17 protein-coding genes and 2 tRNA genes are annotated in these 18386 nt (G+C 71.0%); 10 read left to right on the top strand and 9 right to left on the bottom strand.

Annotated elements, in window-relative coordinates; all coding sequences use genetic code 11:
- Positions 1 to 10 precede the first annotated feature (10 nt).
- Together ABL310_RS16035 and ABL310_RS16030 are read left to right on the top strand one after the other, a co-directional pair.
- Positions 11 to 1267: a hypothetical protein gene (locus ABL310_RS16035; RefSeq protein ID WP_349368009.1), complete on the top strand. Its 1257-nt coding sequence runs from the start codon at positions 11 to 13 to the stop codon at positions 1265 to 1267.
- A gap of 106 nt (positions 1268 to 1373) precedes the next feature.
- Complete coding sequence (locus tag ABL310_RS16030) at positions 1374 to 3059, top strand: lysine--tRNA ligase (RefSeq protein ID WP_349368008.1); 1686 nt, start codon at positions 1374 to 1376, stop codon at positions 3057 to 3059.
- A gap of 78 nt (positions 3060 to 3137) precedes the next feature.
- On the opposite strand, the gene ABL310_RS16025 is transcribed toward ABL310_RS16030, so the two are convergent.
- Together ABL310_RS16025 and ABL310_RS16020 are read right to left on the bottom strand one after the other, a co-directional pair.
- Entirely contained in the window at positions 3138 to 3854 is a 717-nt protein-coding gene (locus tag ABL310_RS16025) for a cell cycle transcriptional regulator TrcR (RefSeq protein WP_349372075.1), read from the bottom strand.
- 280 nt (positions 3855 to 4134) lie between these two features.
- Positions 4135 to 5145 carry an NAD(P)H-quinone oxidoreductase gene (locus ABL310_RS16020; RefSeq protein WP_349368007.1) on the bottom strand — a complete coding sequence of 337 codons (1011 nt, stop codon included), beginning with the start codon at positions 5143 to 5145 and terminating at the stop codon, positions 4135 to 4137.
- A 167-nt stretch (positions 5146 to 5312) separates the two neighbouring features.
- Between ABL310_RS16020 and ABL310_RS16015 the strand changes: the two genes are divergently transcribed.
- On the top strand, positions 5313 to 5519 hold the full coding sequence (locus ABL310_RS16015) for a DUF1192 domain-containing protein (RefSeq protein WP_349368006.1): 207 nt from the start codon (positions 5313 to 5315) through the stop codon (positions 5517 to 5519).
- A gap of 203 nt (positions 5520 to 5722) precedes the next feature.
- Here the strand turns inward: ABL310_RS16015 and ABL310_RS16010 are convergent, their stop codons facing one another.
- Entirely contained in the window at positions 5723 to 6103 is a 381-nt protein-coding gene (locus ABL310_RS16010) for a DUF5615 family PIN-like protein (protein ID WP_349368005.1), read from the bottom strand.
- A 20-nt stretch (positions 6104 to 6123) separates the two neighbouring features.
- Positions 6124 to 6759, bottom strand: coding sequence for a DUF433 domain-containing protein (locus ABL310_RS16005; protein ID WP_349368004.1), 636 nt, complete (start codon positions 6757 to 6759; stop codon positions 6124 to 6126).
- A 380-nt stretch (positions 6760 to 7139) separates the two neighbouring features.
- Here ABL310_RS16005 and ABL310_RS16000 point away from each other — a divergent pair, with 380 nt between their 5' ends.
- Together ABL310_RS16000 and ABL310_RS15995 are read left to right on the top strand one after the other, a co-directional pair.
- Complete coding sequence (locus ABL310_RS16000) at positions 7140 to 7664, top strand: DUF1465 family protein (RefSeq protein WP_349368003.1); 525 nt, start codon at positions 7140 to 7142, stop codon at positions 7662 to 7664.
- Between the two features lie 107 nt (positions 7665 to 7771).
- A complete protein-coding gene (locus tag ABL310_RS15995; protein WP_349368002.1) occupies positions 7772 to 8092 on the top strand; it encodes a hypothetical protein in 321 nt (106 codons plus the stop codon).
- Between the two features lie 15 nt (positions 8093 to 8107).
- Here ABL310_RS15995 and rlmB read toward each other — a convergent pair whose 3' ends face one another.
- Complete coding sequence (rlmB, locus tag ABL310_RS15990) at positions 8108 to 8926, bottom strand: 23S rRNA (guanosine(2251)-2'-O)-methyltransferase RlmB (protein WP_349368001.1); 819 nt, start codon at positions 8924 to 8926, stop codon at positions 8108 to 8110.
- Positions 8927 to 9135: 209 nt separating this feature from the next.
- Between rlmB and ABL310_RS15985 the strand changes: the two genes are divergently transcribed.
- From ABL310_RS15985 to ABL310_RS15975, 3 genes are all read left to right on the top strand, one after another.
- Positions 9136 to 9221 (top strand) — tRNA-Tyr (locus ABL310_RS15985).
- 31 nt (positions 9222 to 9252) lie between these two features.
- Positions 9253 to 9326, top strand: a tRNA-Gly gene (locus ABL310_RS15980).
- A gap of 109 nt (positions 9327 to 9435) precedes the next feature.
- Positions 9436 to 10677, top strand: a complete 1242-nt coding sequence (locus ABL310_RS15975; protein ID WP_349368000.1) for a flavin-dependent oxidoreductase — start codon at positions 9436 to 9438, stop codon at positions 10675 to 10677.
- Positions 10678 to 10734: 57 nt separating this feature from the next.
- On the opposite strand, the gene ABL310_RS15970 is transcribed toward ABL310_RS15975, so the two are convergent.
- A complete protein-coding gene (locus tag ABL310_RS15970) occupies positions 10735 to 11622 on the bottom strand; it encodes an EamA family transporter (RefSeq protein ID WP_349367999.1) in 888 nt (295 codons plus the stop codon).
- An 82-nt stretch (positions 11623 to 11704) separates the two neighbouring features.
- Between ABL310_RS15970 and ABL310_RS15965 the strand changes: the two genes are divergently transcribed.
- Positions 11705 to 12226: a MarR family transcriptional regulator gene (locus ABL310_RS15965; RefSeq protein WP_349367998.1), complete on the top strand. Its 522-nt coding sequence runs from the start codon at positions 11705 to 11707 to the stop codon at positions 12224 to 12226.
- Between the two features lie 88 nt (positions 12227 to 12314).
- Here the strand turns inward: ABL310_RS15965 and ABL310_RS15960 are convergent, their stop codons facing one another.
- The 3 genes from ABL310_RS15960 to ABL310_RS15950 form a co-directional block, all read right to left on the bottom strand.
- Entirely contained in the window at positions 12315 to 14666 is a 2352-nt protein-coding gene (locus tag ABL310_RS15960) for a bifunctional salicylyl-CoA 5-hydroxylase/oxidoreductase (protein ID WP_349367997.1), read from the bottom strand.
- A gap of 93 nt (positions 14667 to 14759) precedes the next feature.
- The gene (locus ABL310_RS15955) at positions 14760 to 16115 is read right to left on the bottom strand and encodes a branched-chain amino acid ABC transporter permease (protein WP_349367996.1); all 1356 of its coding nucleotides are present in this window, start codon (positions 16113 to 16115) and stop codon (positions 14760 to 14762) included.
- A 13-nt stretch (positions 16116 to 16128) separates the two neighbouring features.
- Positions 16129 to 17601: an AMP nucleosidase gene (locus tag ABL310_RS15950; protein ID WP_349367995.1), complete on the bottom strand. Its 1473-nt coding sequence runs from the start codon at positions 17599 to 17601 to the stop codon at positions 16129 to 16131.
- Between the two features lie 163 nt (positions 17602 to 17764).
- Here ABL310_RS15950 and tsaA point away from each other — a divergent pair, with 163 nt between their 5' ends.
- On the top strand, positions 17765 to 18286 hold the full coding sequence (tsaA, locus tag ABL310_RS15945) for a tRNA (N6-threonylcarbamoyladenosine(37)-N6)-methyltransferase TrmO (protein ID WP_349367994.1): 522 nt from the start codon (positions 17765 to 17767) through the stop codon (positions 18284 to 18286).
- The last annotated feature ends 100 nt before the right edge of the window (positions 18287 to 18386 follow it).

The following is an 18386-nucleotide window of genomic DNA, read 5'->3' as shown; positions in this document are numbered from 1 at the left end:
GGAGACCGCGATGGCGGACACGGCCGACACCGCGCCGGCGCCGGCCAGGACGCGCCTCGCCCTCGTCTTCGCCTCGCACACGGCGACGCTCTCGCTCGCCGCGGTGCTGAACGCGCTCGTCAGCTGGACCGCCTTCGTCCTGATCACCCGCGCCTTCGGGCTCGAGGCCGCGGGCGTGGCCGGCCTCGCCCAGGCGCTGATCGTGTTCGCCTTCTACTTCACCAATCTCGCCCTGCGCGCCGAGATCCTGCGCGGCCAGCATCCCGAGGAGGAGTATCGCGCGCTGCTCGCCCTGCGCGTCGGCGCCTCGCTCCTCGTGCTCGCGCCGCTCGGCCTCCTCCTCGCCGCGAACGCCGAGGCCTGGCCCTATCTCGGAGCGGCGGCGCTCGTCTTCGTGGTGAAGTTCTTCGAGGCCGTCTTCGACATCCGCATCGGCTACCTGCAGCGCGCGGAGCGCACCGGCCGCATCCTGGCCGAGGCGGCCGTGCGGCTCGCCGTGATCGTCGCCGCGATGACGGCCGCGGCCTATGCGCTCGGCGCGCTCGGGGCGACCGCGGCGGCGACGGCGCTCGCCTTCGTCGGGCTCTTCGCCGTCCTCACCCGCGCCGCCCCGCCGCGGCCGAGCCGCGCGCCGGGGGCGCCGGCCTTCGCCGAGGTCGCGGGGCGCGTTCTGAAGAAGGGCGTCGTCTTCGGCGCGGCCGCCGCCGCGACCGCGGCCTCCGCCTTCGCCGTGCGGCTCGTGGTCGAGCGCATGGGCGGGCTCGAGGCCACGGGCGCCGTCGTCGCCTGCTACCAGTTCGTCGTGCTCGCCGGCATCGTCCAGGCGGCGATGGCGCAGCTCGTCCTGCAGAAGGCCGCGCCCGCCCTCGCCGAGGGCCGCCGCAAGGCCATCTGGCTCGCCTTCGCGCTTCTCGCCGGCCTCGCGCTGGGCCTCGGCGGCGGCGCCTTCTTCCACCTCGCCGGCGCCCCGATCCTCGCCCTCGTCTTCGGTTCGGACATGGTCCCCCATGCCAGCCTCCTGCGCGACCTCTTCCTCGCCCACGCGCTGGTCTTCGCCATGGCGATGACGGGCGCGCTCGTCCATGCCATCGGCGCCAAGGGCGCGCTGCTCGCCGGCGGCGTGGGCTACACGGCGGTGGCGGCGGCCGCGTGCGCCGCCGTCTATCCGACGCTCGGCCTGACGGCCGTGCCGGTGGGCTATGCCGTGGGGGCGGCGGGGGCGCTCGGGTGGTATGCGTGGGTGGTGGTGCGGGGGAGGGGGGCGTGAGCCCTCGTCTCCGCCCGACCGCCCCCGCGCCCTCACGCCCCTGTTGACCTTTCGCGCGGGGCGGGCGTAAGCCAGCCCGTTCGCTCGAAAAAGGAACCCGACCGCGATGATCGATCCGGACGCCCTCGGCTCCGCCAACGCCTGGCCCTTCGAGGAGGCGCGCAAGCTTCTCGCGCGCCTGGAGCGTACGGGCAAGAAAGAGGTCGTGTTCGAGACCGGATACGGGCCGTCCGGACTGCCGCATATCGGCACGTTCGGCGAGGTGGCGCGCACGACCATGGTGCGCAACGCCTTCCGCGCGCTGACCGACGACGCGATCCACACGCGCCTCGTCGCCTTCTCGGACGACATGGACGGCCTGCGCAAGGTGCCCGACAACCTGCCGAACCAGGAGCTCCTGCGCGGCGCCCTCGGCCTGCCGCTGACGAAGGTGCCGGACCCGTTCGGCACGCACGAGAGCTTCGGCCACCACAACAACGCCCGCCTGCGCGCCTTCCTCGACGCCTTCGGCTTCGACTACACCTTCCTGTCCTCGACGGAGTGCTACCGCTCGGGCCGCTTCGACGAGACGCTGCTGCGCGTGCTCGAGCGCTACGAGGCGGTGCTCGCCATCATGCTGCCAACGCTCGGCGAGGAGCGGCGGGCGACCTACTCGCCCTTCCTGCCGATCCACCCGGAGACGGGCGTCGTCATGCAGGTGCCGACCGAGGAGCGCAACGTCGCCGCCGGCACGATCGTCTGGCGCGACCCCGAGACGGGCACGCGCTACGAGACGCCGGTGACCGGCGGGCACGCCAAGCTGCAATGGAAGCCCGACTGGGCCATGCGCTGGGTGGCGCTCGGCGTCGACTACGAGATGGCCGGCAAGGACCTGATCGACTCGGTGAAGGTCTCCGGCGCCATCGCCCGGGCGCTCGGGGCCGAGCCGCCGGAGGGCTTCAACTACGAGCTCTTCCTCGACCAGAACGGCCAGAAGATCTCGAAGTCCAAGGGCAACGGCCTGACCATCGACGAGTGGCTGACCTACGGCACGCCGGAGAGCCTGTCGCTCTACATGTACAACCGCCCGCGCGAGGCGAAGCGGCTGTTCTTCGACGTCATCCCCAAGCACGTCGACGAGTATCTCTCGTTCCTCGAGCGCTACCAGCGCCAGGACGACAAGAACCGGCTCGGCAACCCGGTCTGGCACATCCACGGCGGCGCTCCGCCGGAGCCGGAGACGGTGCAGAGCGAGGGCGGAAACGCGCCGGCGGCGCAGATCACCTTCGGCATGCTGCTCAACCTCGTCGCGGTCGCGAACGCCGAGGAGCCGGGGCTGCTCTGGGCCTTCATCCGCCGCTACGCCCCCACGGCCTCGCCGCAGACGCATCCGCGGCTCGACAGGCTCGTCCACCTCGCGGTGCGCTACTACCGCGACTTCGTGCGCCCGGCGAAGACCTACCGCGCGCCGACGCCCGAGGAGCGCGCCGCGCTCGAGGACCTCGACCGCGCGCTCGCGCCGATGGCGGGCTCGACCGACGCCGCCGCCCTGCAGGACGTGGTCTACGAGGTCGGCCGCACGCATTTCCCCGACACGTCCGGCAAGTCGAAGAGCCCGGACGGGCGCCCGGGCGTCTCCCAGACCTGGTTCTCGACCCTCTACCAGGTGCTGCTCGGCGAGGAGCGCGGCCCCCGCTTCGGGTCGTTCGTCGCGCTCTACGGCGTGGCGGAGACGCGGGCGCTGATCGAGAAGGCGCTGTCGGGTGCGCTGGAGCGCGAGCACGCGGCGTTCCTCGCCGCGCGCGAGGGGTGAGAGCGGACACGAAAAAGGGCGGCCCCGCGGGACCGCCCTTTCGAGATGTCGACACGCCGAATCGAGGGAGGCCGAGGATCACTCCTCCTCCTCGTCCTCCGGTCCCTTGAGGCTCTTGAGCTTGGCGAAGACCGAATCGGCCTCGGCGCGCTCCTCCTCCTCGCGGCGGCGCTGGGCGCCGTAGCCGCCGTACTCCTCTTCCTCCTCGGGAGCCTGATAGTCCGGGCTCGTGGAGACGTCGGCCGGAAGCAGGGTCTGGCCGCCCTCGCCGACGGGCGCGGCCGGGCGGTCCTTGGCGGCGCGCTGGACCTCGAGGTCGAGGTCGATCTGCGAGCACAGGCCGAGCGTGACGGGATCGAGCGGCGAGAGCGAGGCCGAGTTCCAGTGGGTGCGGTCGCGAATCTGCTGGATCGTCGTCTTGGTGGTGCCGACGAGCCGCATGATCTGCGCGTCCTTCAGCTCCGGATGGTTGCGCAGGAGCCAGAGGATCGCGTTCGGCCGGTCCTGCCGGCGCGAGACCGGGGTGTAGCGCGGGCCGCGCTTGGTCTTGATCTCGGGCAGGCGGACCTTCGGAGGCGCGATCTTGAGCCGATGGTTCGGGTCCTTCTGCGCCTTCTCGATCTCCTCGTGGGTGAGCTGGCCCGTGGAGATCGGGTTCGCGCCCTTGATCCCGGCCGCCACCTCGCCGTCGGCGATGCCCTTCACCTCGAGGGGGTGGAGCTTGCAGAAGTCGGCGATCTGATCGAACGTCAGCGACGTGTTCTCGACGAGCCAGACGGCGGTCGCCTTCGGCATCAGTGGAACGGCAGCGGACACGGGACTTCCTCCTGGAAACGAGCGCGGGACCGCGGATCTCTCGCGATGCGCCGGCGCGCGGCAAACCTTCTCCGTGCTCCGACCCGGCTGCGGCCGGAGCGACGACGTACCCGATTGTAAGGGGACGGGTGGAATATAGGCGCTTCGCGCCCGGCGCGCAACGAGGATGCGCCGGGGCGGGGGCGCTATCGCGGCGCGCGCGGGAGGGGGCGGCCGGGCGGGACGATCCTCGCCACGGCTTCGCGCGTGCGCACGCCCGTCATGACATGACCAGCACGATCTTCCCCACATGCGCGCTCGAATCCATCCGCGCATGCGCCTCGCGCACCTGCTCCAGCGGATAGGTCGAATCGATCACCGGCCTGCAGCGGCCCTGGCCGATGAGCGGCACGACCTCGCGGGTGAGCGCGGCGGCGATCTCGGCCTTCTGCGCCACGCTGCGCGGGCGCAGCGTCGAGCCGGTGTGGGTGAGGCGCTTCAGCATCAGGCGACGGAAGTCGACCTCGACCTTCGGGCTCTTCAGGAAGGCGATCTGCACGATCCGGCCCTCCGTCGCGGCGGCCTCGTAATTGCGCGGGATGTAGTCGCCGCCGACCATGTCGAGGATCAAGTCGACGCCGCGCCCGCCGGTGAAGTCCTTGGCGGCGGCGACGAAGTCCTCTTGTCTGTAGTTCACGGCGCGATCGGCGCCGAGCTCGAGGCAGCGCGCGCATTTCTCCGCCGTGCCGGCGGTGACGATCACCCGCGCGCCGAAGGCCTTGGCCAGCTGGATCGCGGTGGTGCCGATGCCCGACGAGCCGCCGTGGACGAGAAGCGTCTCGCCCGCGGCGAGGCGGCCGCGGTCGAACACGTTGGTCCACACCGTGAAGTAGGTCTCCGGGATGGCGCCGGCCTCGACCATCGAGAGCCCGGTGGGCGCGGGCAGCGTGTTGTCCTCGTGCGCGAGGCAATAGTCGGCGTAGCCGCCGCCGGGCACGAGCGCCATCACCGTCTCGCCCTCGGCGTAGCGCGTCGCGCCCGCGCCGCGCGCGACGACTGTGCCGGCGATCTCGAGACCGAGCACGTTCGGCGCGCCGGGGGGAGGGGGGTAGTTCCCCTCGCGCTGGATCACGTCGGGACGGTTGATGCCCGCCGCCGCGACCTTCACCAGGATCTCGCCGGGGCCGGGCGTCGGCACGGGGCGCTCGACCAGGGTCAGCACCTCGGGCCCGCCGCCGCCCTCGGCGATCACGGCGCGCATCGTCTGCGGGATCGGGCTGGCGTCGGGCATGGCGGGCTCCTCTCGGCGACTGTGTGGATCACCCGCGAGGTGACACGCGCGCGGACGCGTTGGCAAGGCGTCCTCCCGCGGCGGAGATCCCGGCCCCGGTTGGCCTCGCGCGCCCGATCGCGCTAGCATGGGACGGAGAGACACACGCCGCCTGGAGGAGACGCGAGATGTCCATCGATCCCTTCGGCGAGGAGCTGCCGCGCCCCCGCCCCGACACGCACGTGATCGGGCAGGACCTCGCCCACCTGTCCATCGAGGAGCTCGACGAGCGGATCAACGCGCTCGAGCAGGAGATCGGACGGCTGCGGGAGGCGAAGGCGAAGAAGCAGGATTCGAAGTCGGCCGCGGACGCCTTCTTCAAGCCCGCGACGTGACGCCGCGGGCGTTTGTGCCGAAATCGTCCAGGACGTGCGAAGGCGCTGCGTTTCGTTAACCGGTCATTAAGCTTTTTGCTTGATGAATGCAGGTGTCCAGTTCTCTGGATGCGAGTGGCTCCTGTCCACTCTGTTTGACGCCTCCCTGTTGACGACTTCAGAGCCGCCCCCGGGCGGCTCTTTTTTGCGGGGTGGCGGAATGCTCAGCGATACGTCGTCAGGCGGTGGGGGCCGATGTCGACCCACATGCGGCGGCTCGGCTTGCGGCAAACATAGTCCCATTCGTGCTCGATGAACGACAGGGCCTGCTCGAGCCGCTTCGCGGCCATCGTCTCCTTGCACCCGACGGAGATGAGGTGGAGTTCCTTGTACCTGCCGCCGTCCTGCGGGGCGCCGAAGCGGCGTGCGAAGCGCTTCATGTCGAGATCCACCGCGATCAGGACGGCCTTGTTGAGCAGCGCCTGAGCCACGACCACGGCGTCCCGGGCACCCGGGGAGCAGACGTCCCCGTGACGAATGACGGTATGGCCGCGCTCCGAGAACGGCCGCGCGACGAGCGCAGGCGCACCCTCGTCGAGAAGCACGGAGATCCGCAGGGCTCCCGTCACGCGACCTCGCCGTAGCCGATAGCCGCGATGACGTCCTCCTCGGTGAGGGTGGGGTACTGCTCCCGGATTTCCGAGACGGCGTAGCCGGCCTCGTGAAAATCCTTTACGGCGCGGACGGGAATTCGGGTTCCGGCGACGACCGGCTGGTTCTGCGCGACGTGGCGCTTGCGCTCGATGCGCCCGACATCGCTGCTCTCGCGCCGGCGCAGGCTTCGCACGGCGCGCTCCATATCGCCGGTCACCACGCGCAGCGGGATCTCCAGCACCCGCTGTCCGGTGCTCGCCTCCTCGAGCGCGTCGTTACCGTCGTGCCTGAAGACGACGCGCCGGCCGAGCACGAAGAGCGTCGTCTTCGCCCAGAGGTCGTCGCCGAGATGGCGCAGGCGCTCCTTCGCGCGCCGGAGCTCGGAGAGCGGCACCTTCGCTTCGTTCCTGAGCGCGGCGATCACCTTGAGGCAGACCAGATCGCGGAAGCTGTAGAGCCGCAGGCCCACCCCCGTCGCGGAGAGATCGATGCTCGGGAGGAAGAACCCGTCGACGGCCCAGTAACGCATCTGGCGCCGGCTCACGCCGGTCAATCGCGTGACCTGCTCCTCGGTAAAGCCGCTGATCACCGTGGAATGCGCGCTCATCGAATGACTCGGTCGTTGTCGCGGCGGTTCCCCAAAAGAAACTGCGACGCCGCCTGATCTCGATCCGAAGTTTCAATGGCGCGCAACCATGGAGAGGCGGCCGTGATTCTCGGCATCGAAACCGTGCTGGATTGTTGCAGCTGGTGCGCTGCCATGCAAGCCGGCGACGACGCCGGAACTCCTGCCACGAGCCAACCTCTTGCCGCAGCCGCCATTCTCCCGCCCGCATCCGATGTCGTTCTCCTCTCGTTAAGGTTAACCGCATCCTAACGCGGCGGGCGTCCGCGTTCGGCGCTAGGTTTGCTCCAACGACTCGGGAACGCCGCGCGCCGTATCGCGCCGGCACAATTCGAGCCAAATTGTTCGTGAGGAGGCGGCACATGAACGCGGACATCACCTTCCGGGAGGCCGGCGATCCGGTCGATTTCGGGCGCACCTTCGTGCATTCCGAGGCCTTCCGCGCCCTGTTCCGCGATGGGATGGCGCTCGTCGAGGACACCGCGGCCTATCTCGACGGGGAGGGGCGCGAGGAATCGCGCACCCTGCCGCGCCAGGCGGCGCTGACCTACGCCAGCGAGAGCATGCGGCTCACCACGCGCCTCATGCAGATCGCCTCCTGGCTGCTCGTCCAGCGCGCCGTCGCCGAGGGCGAGATCACGGCCGAGGAGGCGCTCAAGGAGAAGACCCGCGTGCGCCTCACCCGCCAGGAGAGCGCCAGCCCGGTCTTCGACGCCGAGGCGCTGCCGGAGCGGCTGAAGGATCTCATCGGCCAGAGCGTGCGCATGCACGCCCGCATCGTCCATCTCGACGGCATCCTCTCGGAGGCGGCGGCGGAGCCGACCTATCCCGAGAGCCCCGTCGCCATGCAGCAATGGCTGATCCGCTCCGCCTTCGGCGGCGGCTGATCGCCGCCGCGTCGCGGAGCGCGGCCGTGCGGCGAAAGGTTGCGGGCGACAGCGGCGGGAAGCCGGGTTAACCTCTCGTTCACCATAACAGAGAGGGAGAGGTCGACATGCGTGCATCCGCCATCGTCACGAGCCTCGTCGGGCTCGGTCTCGTCGCCGCCGGCCCGGCCGCCGCCCAGTGCGCCTGGGAGGCGTCCAAGGTTCACACCGCCAAGAGCCACACCGTGGTCGTGGAGGACGACGCGCTCGTCGCCGCCTCGACCACCGAGGCGCCCATCGTCGACATCGGCCAGACGTCGGTGGTCGCGACGCCGCGCCGTCCCGCCCCGCGCGAGCTCATCGTCACGCCGGGCGTCGCCACGGTGGCTGGCATCCGCCCCTCGCCGGTGGAGCCGCCGGCGATCTACGTGATCGAGGATCCGTCGTAAGCGGGCTTCCCCGCCTCAAAGCCGCCGCGTCAGCGCGTAGAGCGCGATCGCGGCGGCGTTCGAGACGTTGAGGCTCTTGATCGCCCCCGCCATGTCGAGCCGGGCGACCACGTCGCACAGCGACCGCGTGCGGGCCCGCAGGCCCTTGCCTTCCGCCCCCAGCACGAGGAGCGCCGGCCGGCGCGCCTCCAGCTCCTCGAAGGTCGCGTCCCCCTCCGAATCGAGCCCGATCCGGGTGAAGCCCCGCTCGCCCAGCCGGTCGAGCGCGTCGCCGAGATTGCGCACGACGACGAAGGGAACGTGCTCCAGCCCGCCCGAGGCCGACTTCGCCAGCACACCCGTCGCCATCGGCGAATGCCGCGCCGTCGTGACGATCGCCGTCACGCCGAAGGCCGCGGCCGTGCGCACGATGGCGCCCACGTTGTGCGGATCGGTGATCTGATCGAGGGCGAGCACCAGCGCGTCGTCGGGGAGCGTGTCGAGCTCGTAGCCGGGGAGGGGATCGGCCTCGGCGTAGAGGCCCTGGTGCACGGCGTCGGGCTCGAGCAGCACGTCGATCTCGCCCGGGCGCACGATCTGCGGCGCGGCCTCGACCTCCGGAAGCTCCTCCGCGAGCCGGCGGGCGGCGTTCTCGGTGGCGAGGAGCCGGCGGATGCGGCGCTTTCCGTTGCGCAGCGCCTCCGCCACCGGATGCCAGCCGTAGAGCACGACGACGTCGCCGAGGTCGGGCCGCGGCCCGCGCGGCCGCGGGCCGCGGGCGCGATTGCGGCCGTGCGGGACGGCGCGGCGCGCGCCGGTGCGCTTGCGGGTCTTCTTCTCGTCGTCGTCGGCCACGGCGCCTCGCGCTCCCGTTCGGATCGTCCGCGAGGCATGCGCCCGGCGCCGGGCCGGGTCAAGGCCGCGGGCCGGCGCGCAGGCGCGGATTTCGCGCGAGAAGCCGGAATTCGGCGTTGACACGCTCGCGCCGGGTCACCATAAGAGCCCCCACGCCACGGCGGCGGCGTCGGAACACCCGACGCGAGCCCGAGCAGCCGGAGCGATCCGGGGGAATGTCCCGAGCGGCAAAGGGGGCGGACTGTAAATCCGCTGGCTTACGCCTTCGTAGGTTCGAGTCCTACTTCCCCCACCATCTCCGACGCGCTAAGCTCCGCCCCGCCCGAGCGGGTGTAGCTCAATGGTAGAGCAGCAGCCTTCCAAGCTGATGACGAGGGTTCGATTCCCTTCACCCGCTCCAGCGGGCGTTTTCCCCTTTTTCGAGCCTGCCGCCGAGCCCTTGGACTCGCGACGTGGTCTGCGCTTTAATCGCCGGATCAATAACGTCGCGTAACAGGGGAAGGCGCGAGATGAAGGCCATCGTCGTCGGAGGCGGCATCGGGGGGCTCACCGCCGCCCTGATGCTGAAGGATCGCGGTCTCGAGGCGGAGATCTACGAGCAATCGTCGGAAATCCGCGAGCTCGGGGTGGGCATCAACACGCTCCCCCACGCCATCAAGGAGCTCAAGAAGCTCGGGCTCCTGCCGCGGCTGGACGCGGTGGGGCTGCGCACCTACGAGCTGATCTACACGAACCGCTTCGGCCAGGAGATCTGGCGCGAGCCGCGCGGCATCGAGGCCGGCTTCGACGTGCCGCAATTCTCCATTCACCGCGGACGCTTGCAGACGGTCGTCCACGAGGCGGTGAGGGAGCGCCTCGGCGCGGGCGCGATCCACACCGGCTGCCGGCTCGGCGCCTACTCCCAGGACGAGGGCGGCGTCACGGCCTGGTTCTTCGACCGCGAAGGCCGGCACGTGAAGACCGCGCGCGGCGACGTGCTGATCGGCGCCGACGGCATCCACTCCTTCGTGCGCGCGAGCCTCTTCCCGCAGGAGGGGCCACCCTCCTGGAACGGCATCCTGCTCTGGCGCGGCGCCACCGAATGGCCGGCCTTCCTCACCGGTCGCTCGATGATCGTGGCGGGCGGCATGAAGGAGAAGCTCGTCGTCTACCCGATCGCGGAAGGCTACCGGCCTGGGCTGAAGCTGATGAACTGGGCGGTGGCCGTGAAGCTCGGCGACGGCTCCTCGCCACCGCCGCGCAAGGAGGACTGGTCGCGTCCGGGCCGGCGCGAGGAGCTGATGCCGCACGTCGCGCGCTTCCGCATGCCCCAGCTCAACGTGCCGGCGCTGATCGAGGCGACGCCGGAATTCTTCGAGTATCCGATGTGCGATCGCGACCCGCTGCCGGCCTGGACGCACGGGCGCGTCACGCTGCTCGGCGACGCCGCGCATCCGATGTATCCGGTCGGGTCGAACGGGGCGAGCCAGGCGATCCTCGACGCGCGCTGCCTCGCGGACCGGCTCGCCGGGGCCGAGCACCCGATGGCGGCGCTTCGCGCCTACGAGGCCGAGCGCCTGCCGAAGACGGCCGAGATCGTGCGCTCCAACCGGCGCGGCGGCCCGGAGGGCGTGATCGACGCGGTCGAGGCGGTGGCGCCGGACGGCTTCGAGGACATCGACGCCGTGCTCTCACACGCCGAGCGCGAGGCGATCGTGAAGGGATACGCCCAGAAGGCCGGCTTCGCGCGCGAGCAGGCCAAGGCCGCTTGATCGAGGCCGCCTCAGCGCGACGCGCCTGGTTTCCGAGCCCGTGCGCGTCCGCCGCGCTCAGGTCGCCGCGGTCCGAGCGGGCGCTGGCGCGGCTGCGGGGGCGTGCTGCAGCCGCTGGCCGGCGACGACGCTGCCGAGAACGAGGCCCATGCCCAGGAGCTGCGGCGCCGTGAGATCCTGGGCGAGCACGAGCCAGCCGAGCAGCACGGCCGTGACCGGGCTCAGCAGGCCGAGCGGCGCGACGGCGCCCGGCTCGAGGCGCGACAGGCCACGGAACCAGACGAGATAGGTCGCCGCTCCGCCGATCAGGCCGAGATAGAGGAAACCGGCGAGATTCGCCGCGCTGGGCACGGGCAGGGCGGGCTCCATCACGAGCGCCACGGGCAGGAGCAGGAGGCCGCCCGCCGCGAGCTGCCAGGCGGTGAGCGTCAGCGGCGGCACCGGCGCGCGCCACAATCGGATGAGCACGGTGCCGGCCGCCATCGACGCGGCGCTCCCGAGCCCGGCCGCGACGCCGACCGGATCGAGCGCCGATTGCGGGGTCAGGACGAGGAGAGCGACGCCGCCGAGGCCCGCGACCGCCGCGAGCACGGCCGTGAGGCGTATCGCCGTCCCGATGAGGAGGCGGGCGAGCGCGATCACCACCAGCGGCTGGACGGCGCCCACGGTCGCCGCGACGCCTCCCGGCAGACGGTAGGCCGCGACGAAGAGCAGGACCCAGAAGACCGAGAAGTTGAGGGCCCCGAGGACGAGGACGCGCCCCCACCAGGCGCCCTCCGGCAAGCGGCGGACGACCAGCAGCAGCAGCAACCCCGCCGGAAGCGCGCGCAGCATCGCCACGGTGATCGGATAGCCGTGGGGCAGGAGCTCTGTGGTGACGAGATAGGTGCTCCCCCAGACCGCCGGCGCGAGGGCCGTCACGAGGATGTCGGTGCGGGCGCTCATGAGGACCTCCGATTTATCTCGACGTCGAGATATGTCAGTTTTGTCTTGACGTCAAGATAATTCTCGTCTGGAGATCCTCGTCATGCAGAGCAAGCCCGACCCCGTCGCTCGCATCCTGGCGCAGTGGCGTCGCGAGCGTCCCGACCTCGACGTCGCGCCGATGGGCCTGATCGGCCGCCTGTCGCGTCTCGCGCGGTTGATCCAGGCCGAGCAGGAGCGGACCTTCGCCCGCTTCGGGCTCAACGGCGCGACCTTCGACGTGCTCGCGACCCTGCGGCGCGCGGGCCCGCCCCACGCGCTGACGCCGTCGCGGCTGATCGACGCGATGATGATCACGTCCGGGACGGCGACGAACCGGATCGACCAGCTGGAGAAGGCGGGGCTCGTCGCGCGCGTGCCGAACCCTCGGGATCGGCGCAGCACCCTCGTCGCGCTCACCGAGGCCGGCCGCGCGCTGGTGGACGAGGCGGTCGCCGCTCACGTGGAGACGCAGGCGCGGCTCGTCGCACCGCTGGCGCCACAGGAGCGCAACGCGCTCGAGGCCGCTCTCGCCGCGGCGCTGGCGCGGCTCGAGCGGCCGGACGAGCGGCAGGATTCTCGGTGAAGCGAACGCGTTGCGCGGAAGGCGAGCGGAGGTCTCGTCTTCCGCGTCCGGCTCGAATCGACGCCGGCGCGACGCGCCTCGTTCGGCCTTACTCAGCCGCCTGCTTCACCCCCTCCGCTTCCGCCTTCAGCTCCGCGCGGGTCTTCGGCTTGGCGCGGATCTTCAGGTCGTCCATGTCGGCGCGGTCGCGCACGGCGTTGCGGAAGATCTGGTCCTGGCCGGGGAGGTATTGCGGCGGGCAGTACTGCTTCGCGCCGTACCAGGCCGAGGCCTTCATGGTGAAGAACGGATCGACCAGGTGCGGGCGCCCGAGCGCCACCAGGTCCGCGCGGCCGGCGGCGAGGATGGTGTTCACCTGGTCCGCCGAGGTGATGTTGCCGACGCACATCGTGGCGACATGCGCCTCGTTGCGGATCTGGTCCGCGAAGGGCGTCTGGAACATGCGCCCGAAGATCGGCCTCGCCTCGTGCACGGTCTGGCCGGTCGAGACGTCGATCAGGTCGACTCCCGCGCGGGCGAAGGCGCGGGAGATCTCGACCGAATCCTCCGGCGTGAGGCCGCCCTCGGCCCAGTCCGTGGCGGAGATGCGTACCGACATCGGCTTCGTCGCCGGCCAGGCGGCGCGCATGGCCTCGAACACCTCGAGCGGGAAGCGCAGGCGGTTCTCGATCGAGCCGCCGTATTCGTCCGTGCGCTTGTTGGTGAGCGGCGAGAGGAAGCTCGCGAGCAGGTAGCCGTGGGCGCAGTGCAGCTCGAGCATGTCGAAGCCCGCGCGCTCGGCCCGCTCCACCGCGGCGACGAAGTCGTCACGGACCTCGTCCATCCCCGCCCGGTCGAGCTCGCGCGGGACGGCGCTGTCGGGAAAGTAGGGGAGCGGCGAGGCCGAGCAGACCTCCCAGCCGCCCTCGTCGAGGGGCCGGTCGATGCCGTCCCACATCAGCTTGGTCGCGCCCTTGCGCCCGGCATGGCCGAGCTGCAGGCAGATCTTCGTCTGCGAGTTGGCATGGACGAAATCGACGATGCGCGTCCAGGCCGCCTCCTGCTCGTCGGTCCAGATGCCGGCGCAGCCGTGGGTGATGCGCGCCTCCGGCGAGACCACCACCATCTCGGTGAACATCAGGCCCGGGCCGCCGATGGCGCGCGAGCCGTAATGGACGAGGTGGAAGTCGGTCGGCATGCCGTCCTTGGCCGAGTACATGCACATCGGCGACATCACGGCGCGGTTCGCCACCACCATGTCGCGCAGCCGGAACGGCTGGAACATCGGCGCCGCCGGGTTCTCGACGTCGACGTCGAAGCCCTGGTCCCGCACCTCGCTGGCGAAGAGCCGGTCGACCTGCTCCACGAACTCGGGAGCGCGAAGGCGCAGGTTGTCGTAGGTGATCGCCTTCGCGCGCGTCATCAGGCCGAAGGAGAACTTCACCGGGTCGAAGTCCCAGAACCGGGCGACGTGCTCGAACCAGACGAGCGAGACGTCCGCCGCGTGCTGGGTCTTCTCGGTCTCCTCGCGGCGCCCGGTCTCGAAATCGGCCAGTGCGGCAGGCACGTCACGCTTCTTCTTGAAGCTCTCGTAGAGGGCGATCGCGTCCTCCATGGCGAGCTTGGTGCCCGAGCCGATGGAGAAATGCGCCGTCGACTTGGCGTCGCCGAGCAGCACGATGTTGTCCTTCACCCAGCGCGTGTTGCGGATCATGGGGAAGTTGCGCCACAGCGAGCGATTGGTGATGACGCCATGCTCGGCGAGGAAGTCGGGGAAGATCCGCACCATCAGGTCGGCGGATTCCTGCTCCGTCATCGAGGCGATGCCGGCGCGCTCGAAGGTCTCCGGGTCGGTCTCGAAGACCCAGGTCGAGCGGCCCTTCTCGTACTGGTAGGCGTGGGCGATGAAGGGGCCCCACTCGGTGTCGCGGAAGACGAAGGTGAAGGCGTCGAGCGGCCTGGTCGAGCCCATCCAGGCGAACTTGTTCGGGCGAAGGTCCACCTTGGGCGCGAAATGCTCGACATGCTTCTCGCGAATGCGCGAGTTGATGCCGTCCGAGGCGACGATCAGGTCGGCGTCCGCGAAACGGCTCTCGTCGTCGATGTCGACCTCGAACTCCAGCGCCACGCCGAGCTCGCGGGCGCGGTCCTGCAGGATCAGCAGCAAGGTGCGGCGCGAGCAGCCGCAGAAGCCGTTGCCGCCGACGCGATGGACGTCGCCCTTGAAATGGATGGCGATGTCGTCCCAGTAGGCGAATTCCTGGGTGATGCGACGGTAGCTCGGCTCGTCGTAGCGCTCGAACGTATCGAGCGTCGCATCCGAGAAGACCACGCCGAATCCGAACGTGTCGTCCGGCCGGTTGCGCTCGTAGACGGTGATCTCGTGCGCGGGGTCCTGCTTCTTCATCAGGATCGCGAAATAGAGGCCGGCGGGGCCTCCCCCGATGATGGCGATCTTCATTGCGCGCTCTCCGCTTCTGTCGGCGGAAATGATTTAAGCTTAAAATAATTCGGCCCGCAACCCGGGTTCCCCCGGACCGTACGTCGCGGGGTCTCACACCCTTTGGGAACCGGGATGGGCGTCTCCGAACAAGCCGCCCGGCCGCAGCGCCAGAAGCGCGGCCAGCGCGAGGAAGACGGCGACGTCGCGATAGGCGCCCGGCAGGAAGGCCGACCACAGGGTCTCGCCGAGCCCGAGCAGCAGGCCGCCCAGCAGAGCGCCCGGCAGCGATCCGATGCCGCCGAGAATCGCCGCGACGAGGGCCTTGAGCCCCAAGAGCAGGCCGCCGCCGAAGGAGATGTTCCCGTAATGCGCCACGACGAACCAGCCGGCGAGGGCGGCGAGCACGCCGGCGAGGGTCGTCGCGGCGACGAGCGTCGCGCGGGCGTCGACGCCCATCAGCGCGGCGGCCTGCGGATCGTCCGAGACCGCGCGCCACGCCCGTCCGAAGCGCGTGCGCGCGACCAGCAGGATCGCGCCGAGCGCGCCGGCGATCGCCAGCGTGATCGCGGCGGCCTGGGTGAGGGTGATCGTCGCGGTGGCGCCGTCGGGATTGGTGGCGAGCACGAGGCCGCGGATGCGGCCGGGCGCGATCCAGAGCTCGGCGCCGCCCTGGGCGAGCCGCAAGCCCTCCGCGAGGACGATCACGAGGCCGAACGAGGCGACGATCATCGCGTAGCCCGGCCGGTGGGCGAGGGGGGCGACGACACTCTCCGCGAGCAGCCGCGCCAACGCGCCGGCGACGAGGGGCGCGAGGACGAGGCCGAGGCCGAGGCCGGCATAGACCGCGCTCTCGCCCACGAGCGGGGTCGCCACGAGGGCGATCCCCACCGCGATGGCCACCGCGTAGCCGCCGACGATGGCGATTTCGCCGAAGGCGAGGAAGACGCGGCCGATCAGGCCGTAGACGAGGCAATAGGCGACGGCGAGGAGACCGTAGAGCGATCCCGTCGTCAGCGCCGCGACCGCGACCTGAACGGCGTGCACGCCGCCATGCGGGAGCGCGAGCCCGTCTCCCGCGAGCGCCGAAGGGCGTGGCGGCGCGAAGATCGCGGCGTCGGCGCCCCGGTCGGTCCAGTAGCGCTCGAGCAGGAACAGTCGCGTCTCCGACAGCGGCGCGCCGTCCTGCGCCACAAAGACGAGGTCGAGCCTCCCGTCGGCGGCGCGATCGTCGGCGAAGCGGCAGGCGATCCGCGCGCGCCGCGAGCGCCCGCCCGGCTCGGTGACCGTGTAGACGACGCTCACGCCCCGCCCGTCGGGATCGCCGATCTCGCGGGCGACGTCGAAGGCGCTGTCCTCCGGATGGAGCGCGACCAGCGCCGTGCGGCAGACGAGCCCCTGCACCGGGTCGCCGGCGGGGACGCAGCCGGCGAGGGTGAGGAACAGGACGAGGACGAGGAGGGGGCGCATCGCGCCCGTCTCCTCACCGGAACGGCGGCTCGTCGAAGCTTCTCAGCTTGCGCGAATGCAGCGAGGTCTTCTGGCCGCGCAGGATGTCGAGGGCGGCGAGCCCGATCATCAGGTGCTCGCCGACCGCCCTCTGGTAGAAGGCCGAGGCTGCGCCGGGGAGCTTGATCTCGCCGTGGAGCGGCTTGTCGGAGACGCAGAGCAGCGTGCCGTAGGGCACGCGCAGGCGGTAGCCCTGGGCGGCGATGGTGCCGCTCTCCATGTCGATGGCGATGGCGCGCGAGAGGTTGAAGCGCCGGCGCTCCTGGCTCCAGCGCAGCTCCCAGTTCCGATCGTCGTTGGTGACGACGGTGCCCGTGCGCAGCCGGCGCTTGAGCATCTCCCCGGCCTCGCCGGTCACCTCCGCCGCCGCCTGCTGCAGCGCGATCTGCACCTCCGCGAGCGCCGGGATCGGCACCTCGGGCGGCACCAGCGCGTCGAGGATGTGGTCCTGGCGCAGGTAGGCGTGGGCGAGCACGTAATCGCCGATGGTCTGCGATTGGCGCAGGCCGCCGCAATGCCCGACCATCAGCCAGCAATGCGGGCGCAGGACGGCGAGGTGATCGCAGATCGTCTTCGCGTTGGACGGCCCGACGCCGATGTTGACCAGCGTCACCCCGTGCCCGTCGGCGCGGGCGAGGTGGTAGGCCGGCATCTGGAAGCGGTGCCAGGGCGAGCGCGCCATCAGCGCCTCGGCGCTCTCGGACGCCGCCGCGTCGCGCTCGACCACGATGCCGCCGGGGAGCGTCAGGCGCGTGTAGGGGCTCCCCTCGCGGGCGAGCTCCGCGAGGCTCCACTGCACGAACTGATCGACGTAGCGATGGTAGTTCGTCAGCAGGATCCAGGGCTGCACCGCCCGCCAGTCGGCGCCGGTGTAGTGCACGAGCCGGCGCAGCGAGTAGTCGACGCGCACGGCGTCGAAGAGAGCGAGCGGGCGCGGCGTGCCGTCGTCGATGTCCCACAGCCCGTCGGCCACCTCGTCGCCGACCTCGGCCAGAGCCGGGGTCGGGAAGTGCTGGGCGAGATCGCTCGCGGTGACGACCCCGTGCGAGAGCTCGTCGCCCCGCTCGAGCACGTAGGGATAGGGGATCTCCTGGTCGGACAGGTCGACCTCCAGCGTCACCCCGTAGTCGGAGACGAGCGGGCGCAGCTGCTCCAGCAGGTAGGCGCTGAAATGCGCGGGATGGGTCAGCGTCGTCTCGTAGAGGCCCGTGACCTGGAGCTTGGCGTAGGCCCGCTCGGTGCGCGGCGGGGCGCCGTCCCCGGAGTGGCGCATGCGCAGGCGCGGGTAGCGGAAGGCCGCGCGCTCCTCGGCCGTCGGCGGCTCGCCGCCGTGGACGAAGCGCGCGACGGCCTCGCGCAGCCGGTCCGCGGCGGCGTCGTACAAGGCCGAGAGGCGCTCGACCGCCTCTTCCGGGGTCGCGCTGATCTGCGGTTTCGGCTCGGGCATCCGTCATCTCCGGCGTTCGGCGGGCGGACCCGCCGCTTGACGCGACGGGCGGGGCTCGCCTTACCTTCGTCCCGATCGCGTCTTCCGTTGTGACCCGACGCGGTGACGGGCGCAAGACGCACGGGACGTTTCGCACGGGAGCGAGGCGCAAGCGGAGGGGTGCATGGGCGAGGGGACGGACGAGGGCGGCGCGCGCCCCGGCGAGGAGCGCGTCGCGCTTCCGGAGCGCTTCGACGCCGGCCTCTACTTCATCGGGCGAATCCGCACGCCCTGGACCCGCCGCGAGGACTGCCCGAAGAACGCGGGCGCGTCCGACGCCCTCGTGACGATCGAGCTCGACCCGCGCTGGCAGGCGGGCCTCGCCGAGCTCGAGACCTGCTCGCACGTGATCGTGCTCTACTGGATGGACCGCGCGCCGCGCGACCTCGTCGTCCAGAAGCCCGCGCATTACGCGCACGGGCGCGGCACCTTCGCCCTGCGCTCGCCCGCGCGGCCGAACCCGATCGCGCTCTCGGTGGCCGAGCTGATCGGCATCGAGGGTGCGCGCCTCACGCTTCGCGGGCTCGACTGCCTCGACGGCACGCCGCTCCTCGACCTGAAGCCCTACTTCGCCAGCGTCGACGCCAAGCCCGAGGCGCACGTCGGTTGGCGCGAGAGCGAGCGGGGCGGCGCTGCGCGCAATTGACAGGTGAGGACGCGGTTTTCTGCGTTCGGTTTAGCAAAAGATAAAAGATTCTCCCGCATGCTTCCTGGAGAAAAGCGGGCTGCTGCTCGAATGCGGCCCC

The organism is Salinarimonas sp. (assembly GCF_040111675.1).
Taxonomy (GTDB): Bacteria; Pseudomonadota; Alphaproteobacteria; order Rhizobiales; family Beijerinckiaceae; genus Salinarimonas.
The sequence above is the reverse complement of the archived record's forward strand: the minus strand, read 5'-3'. Positions and strand labels throughout refer to the sequence as shown.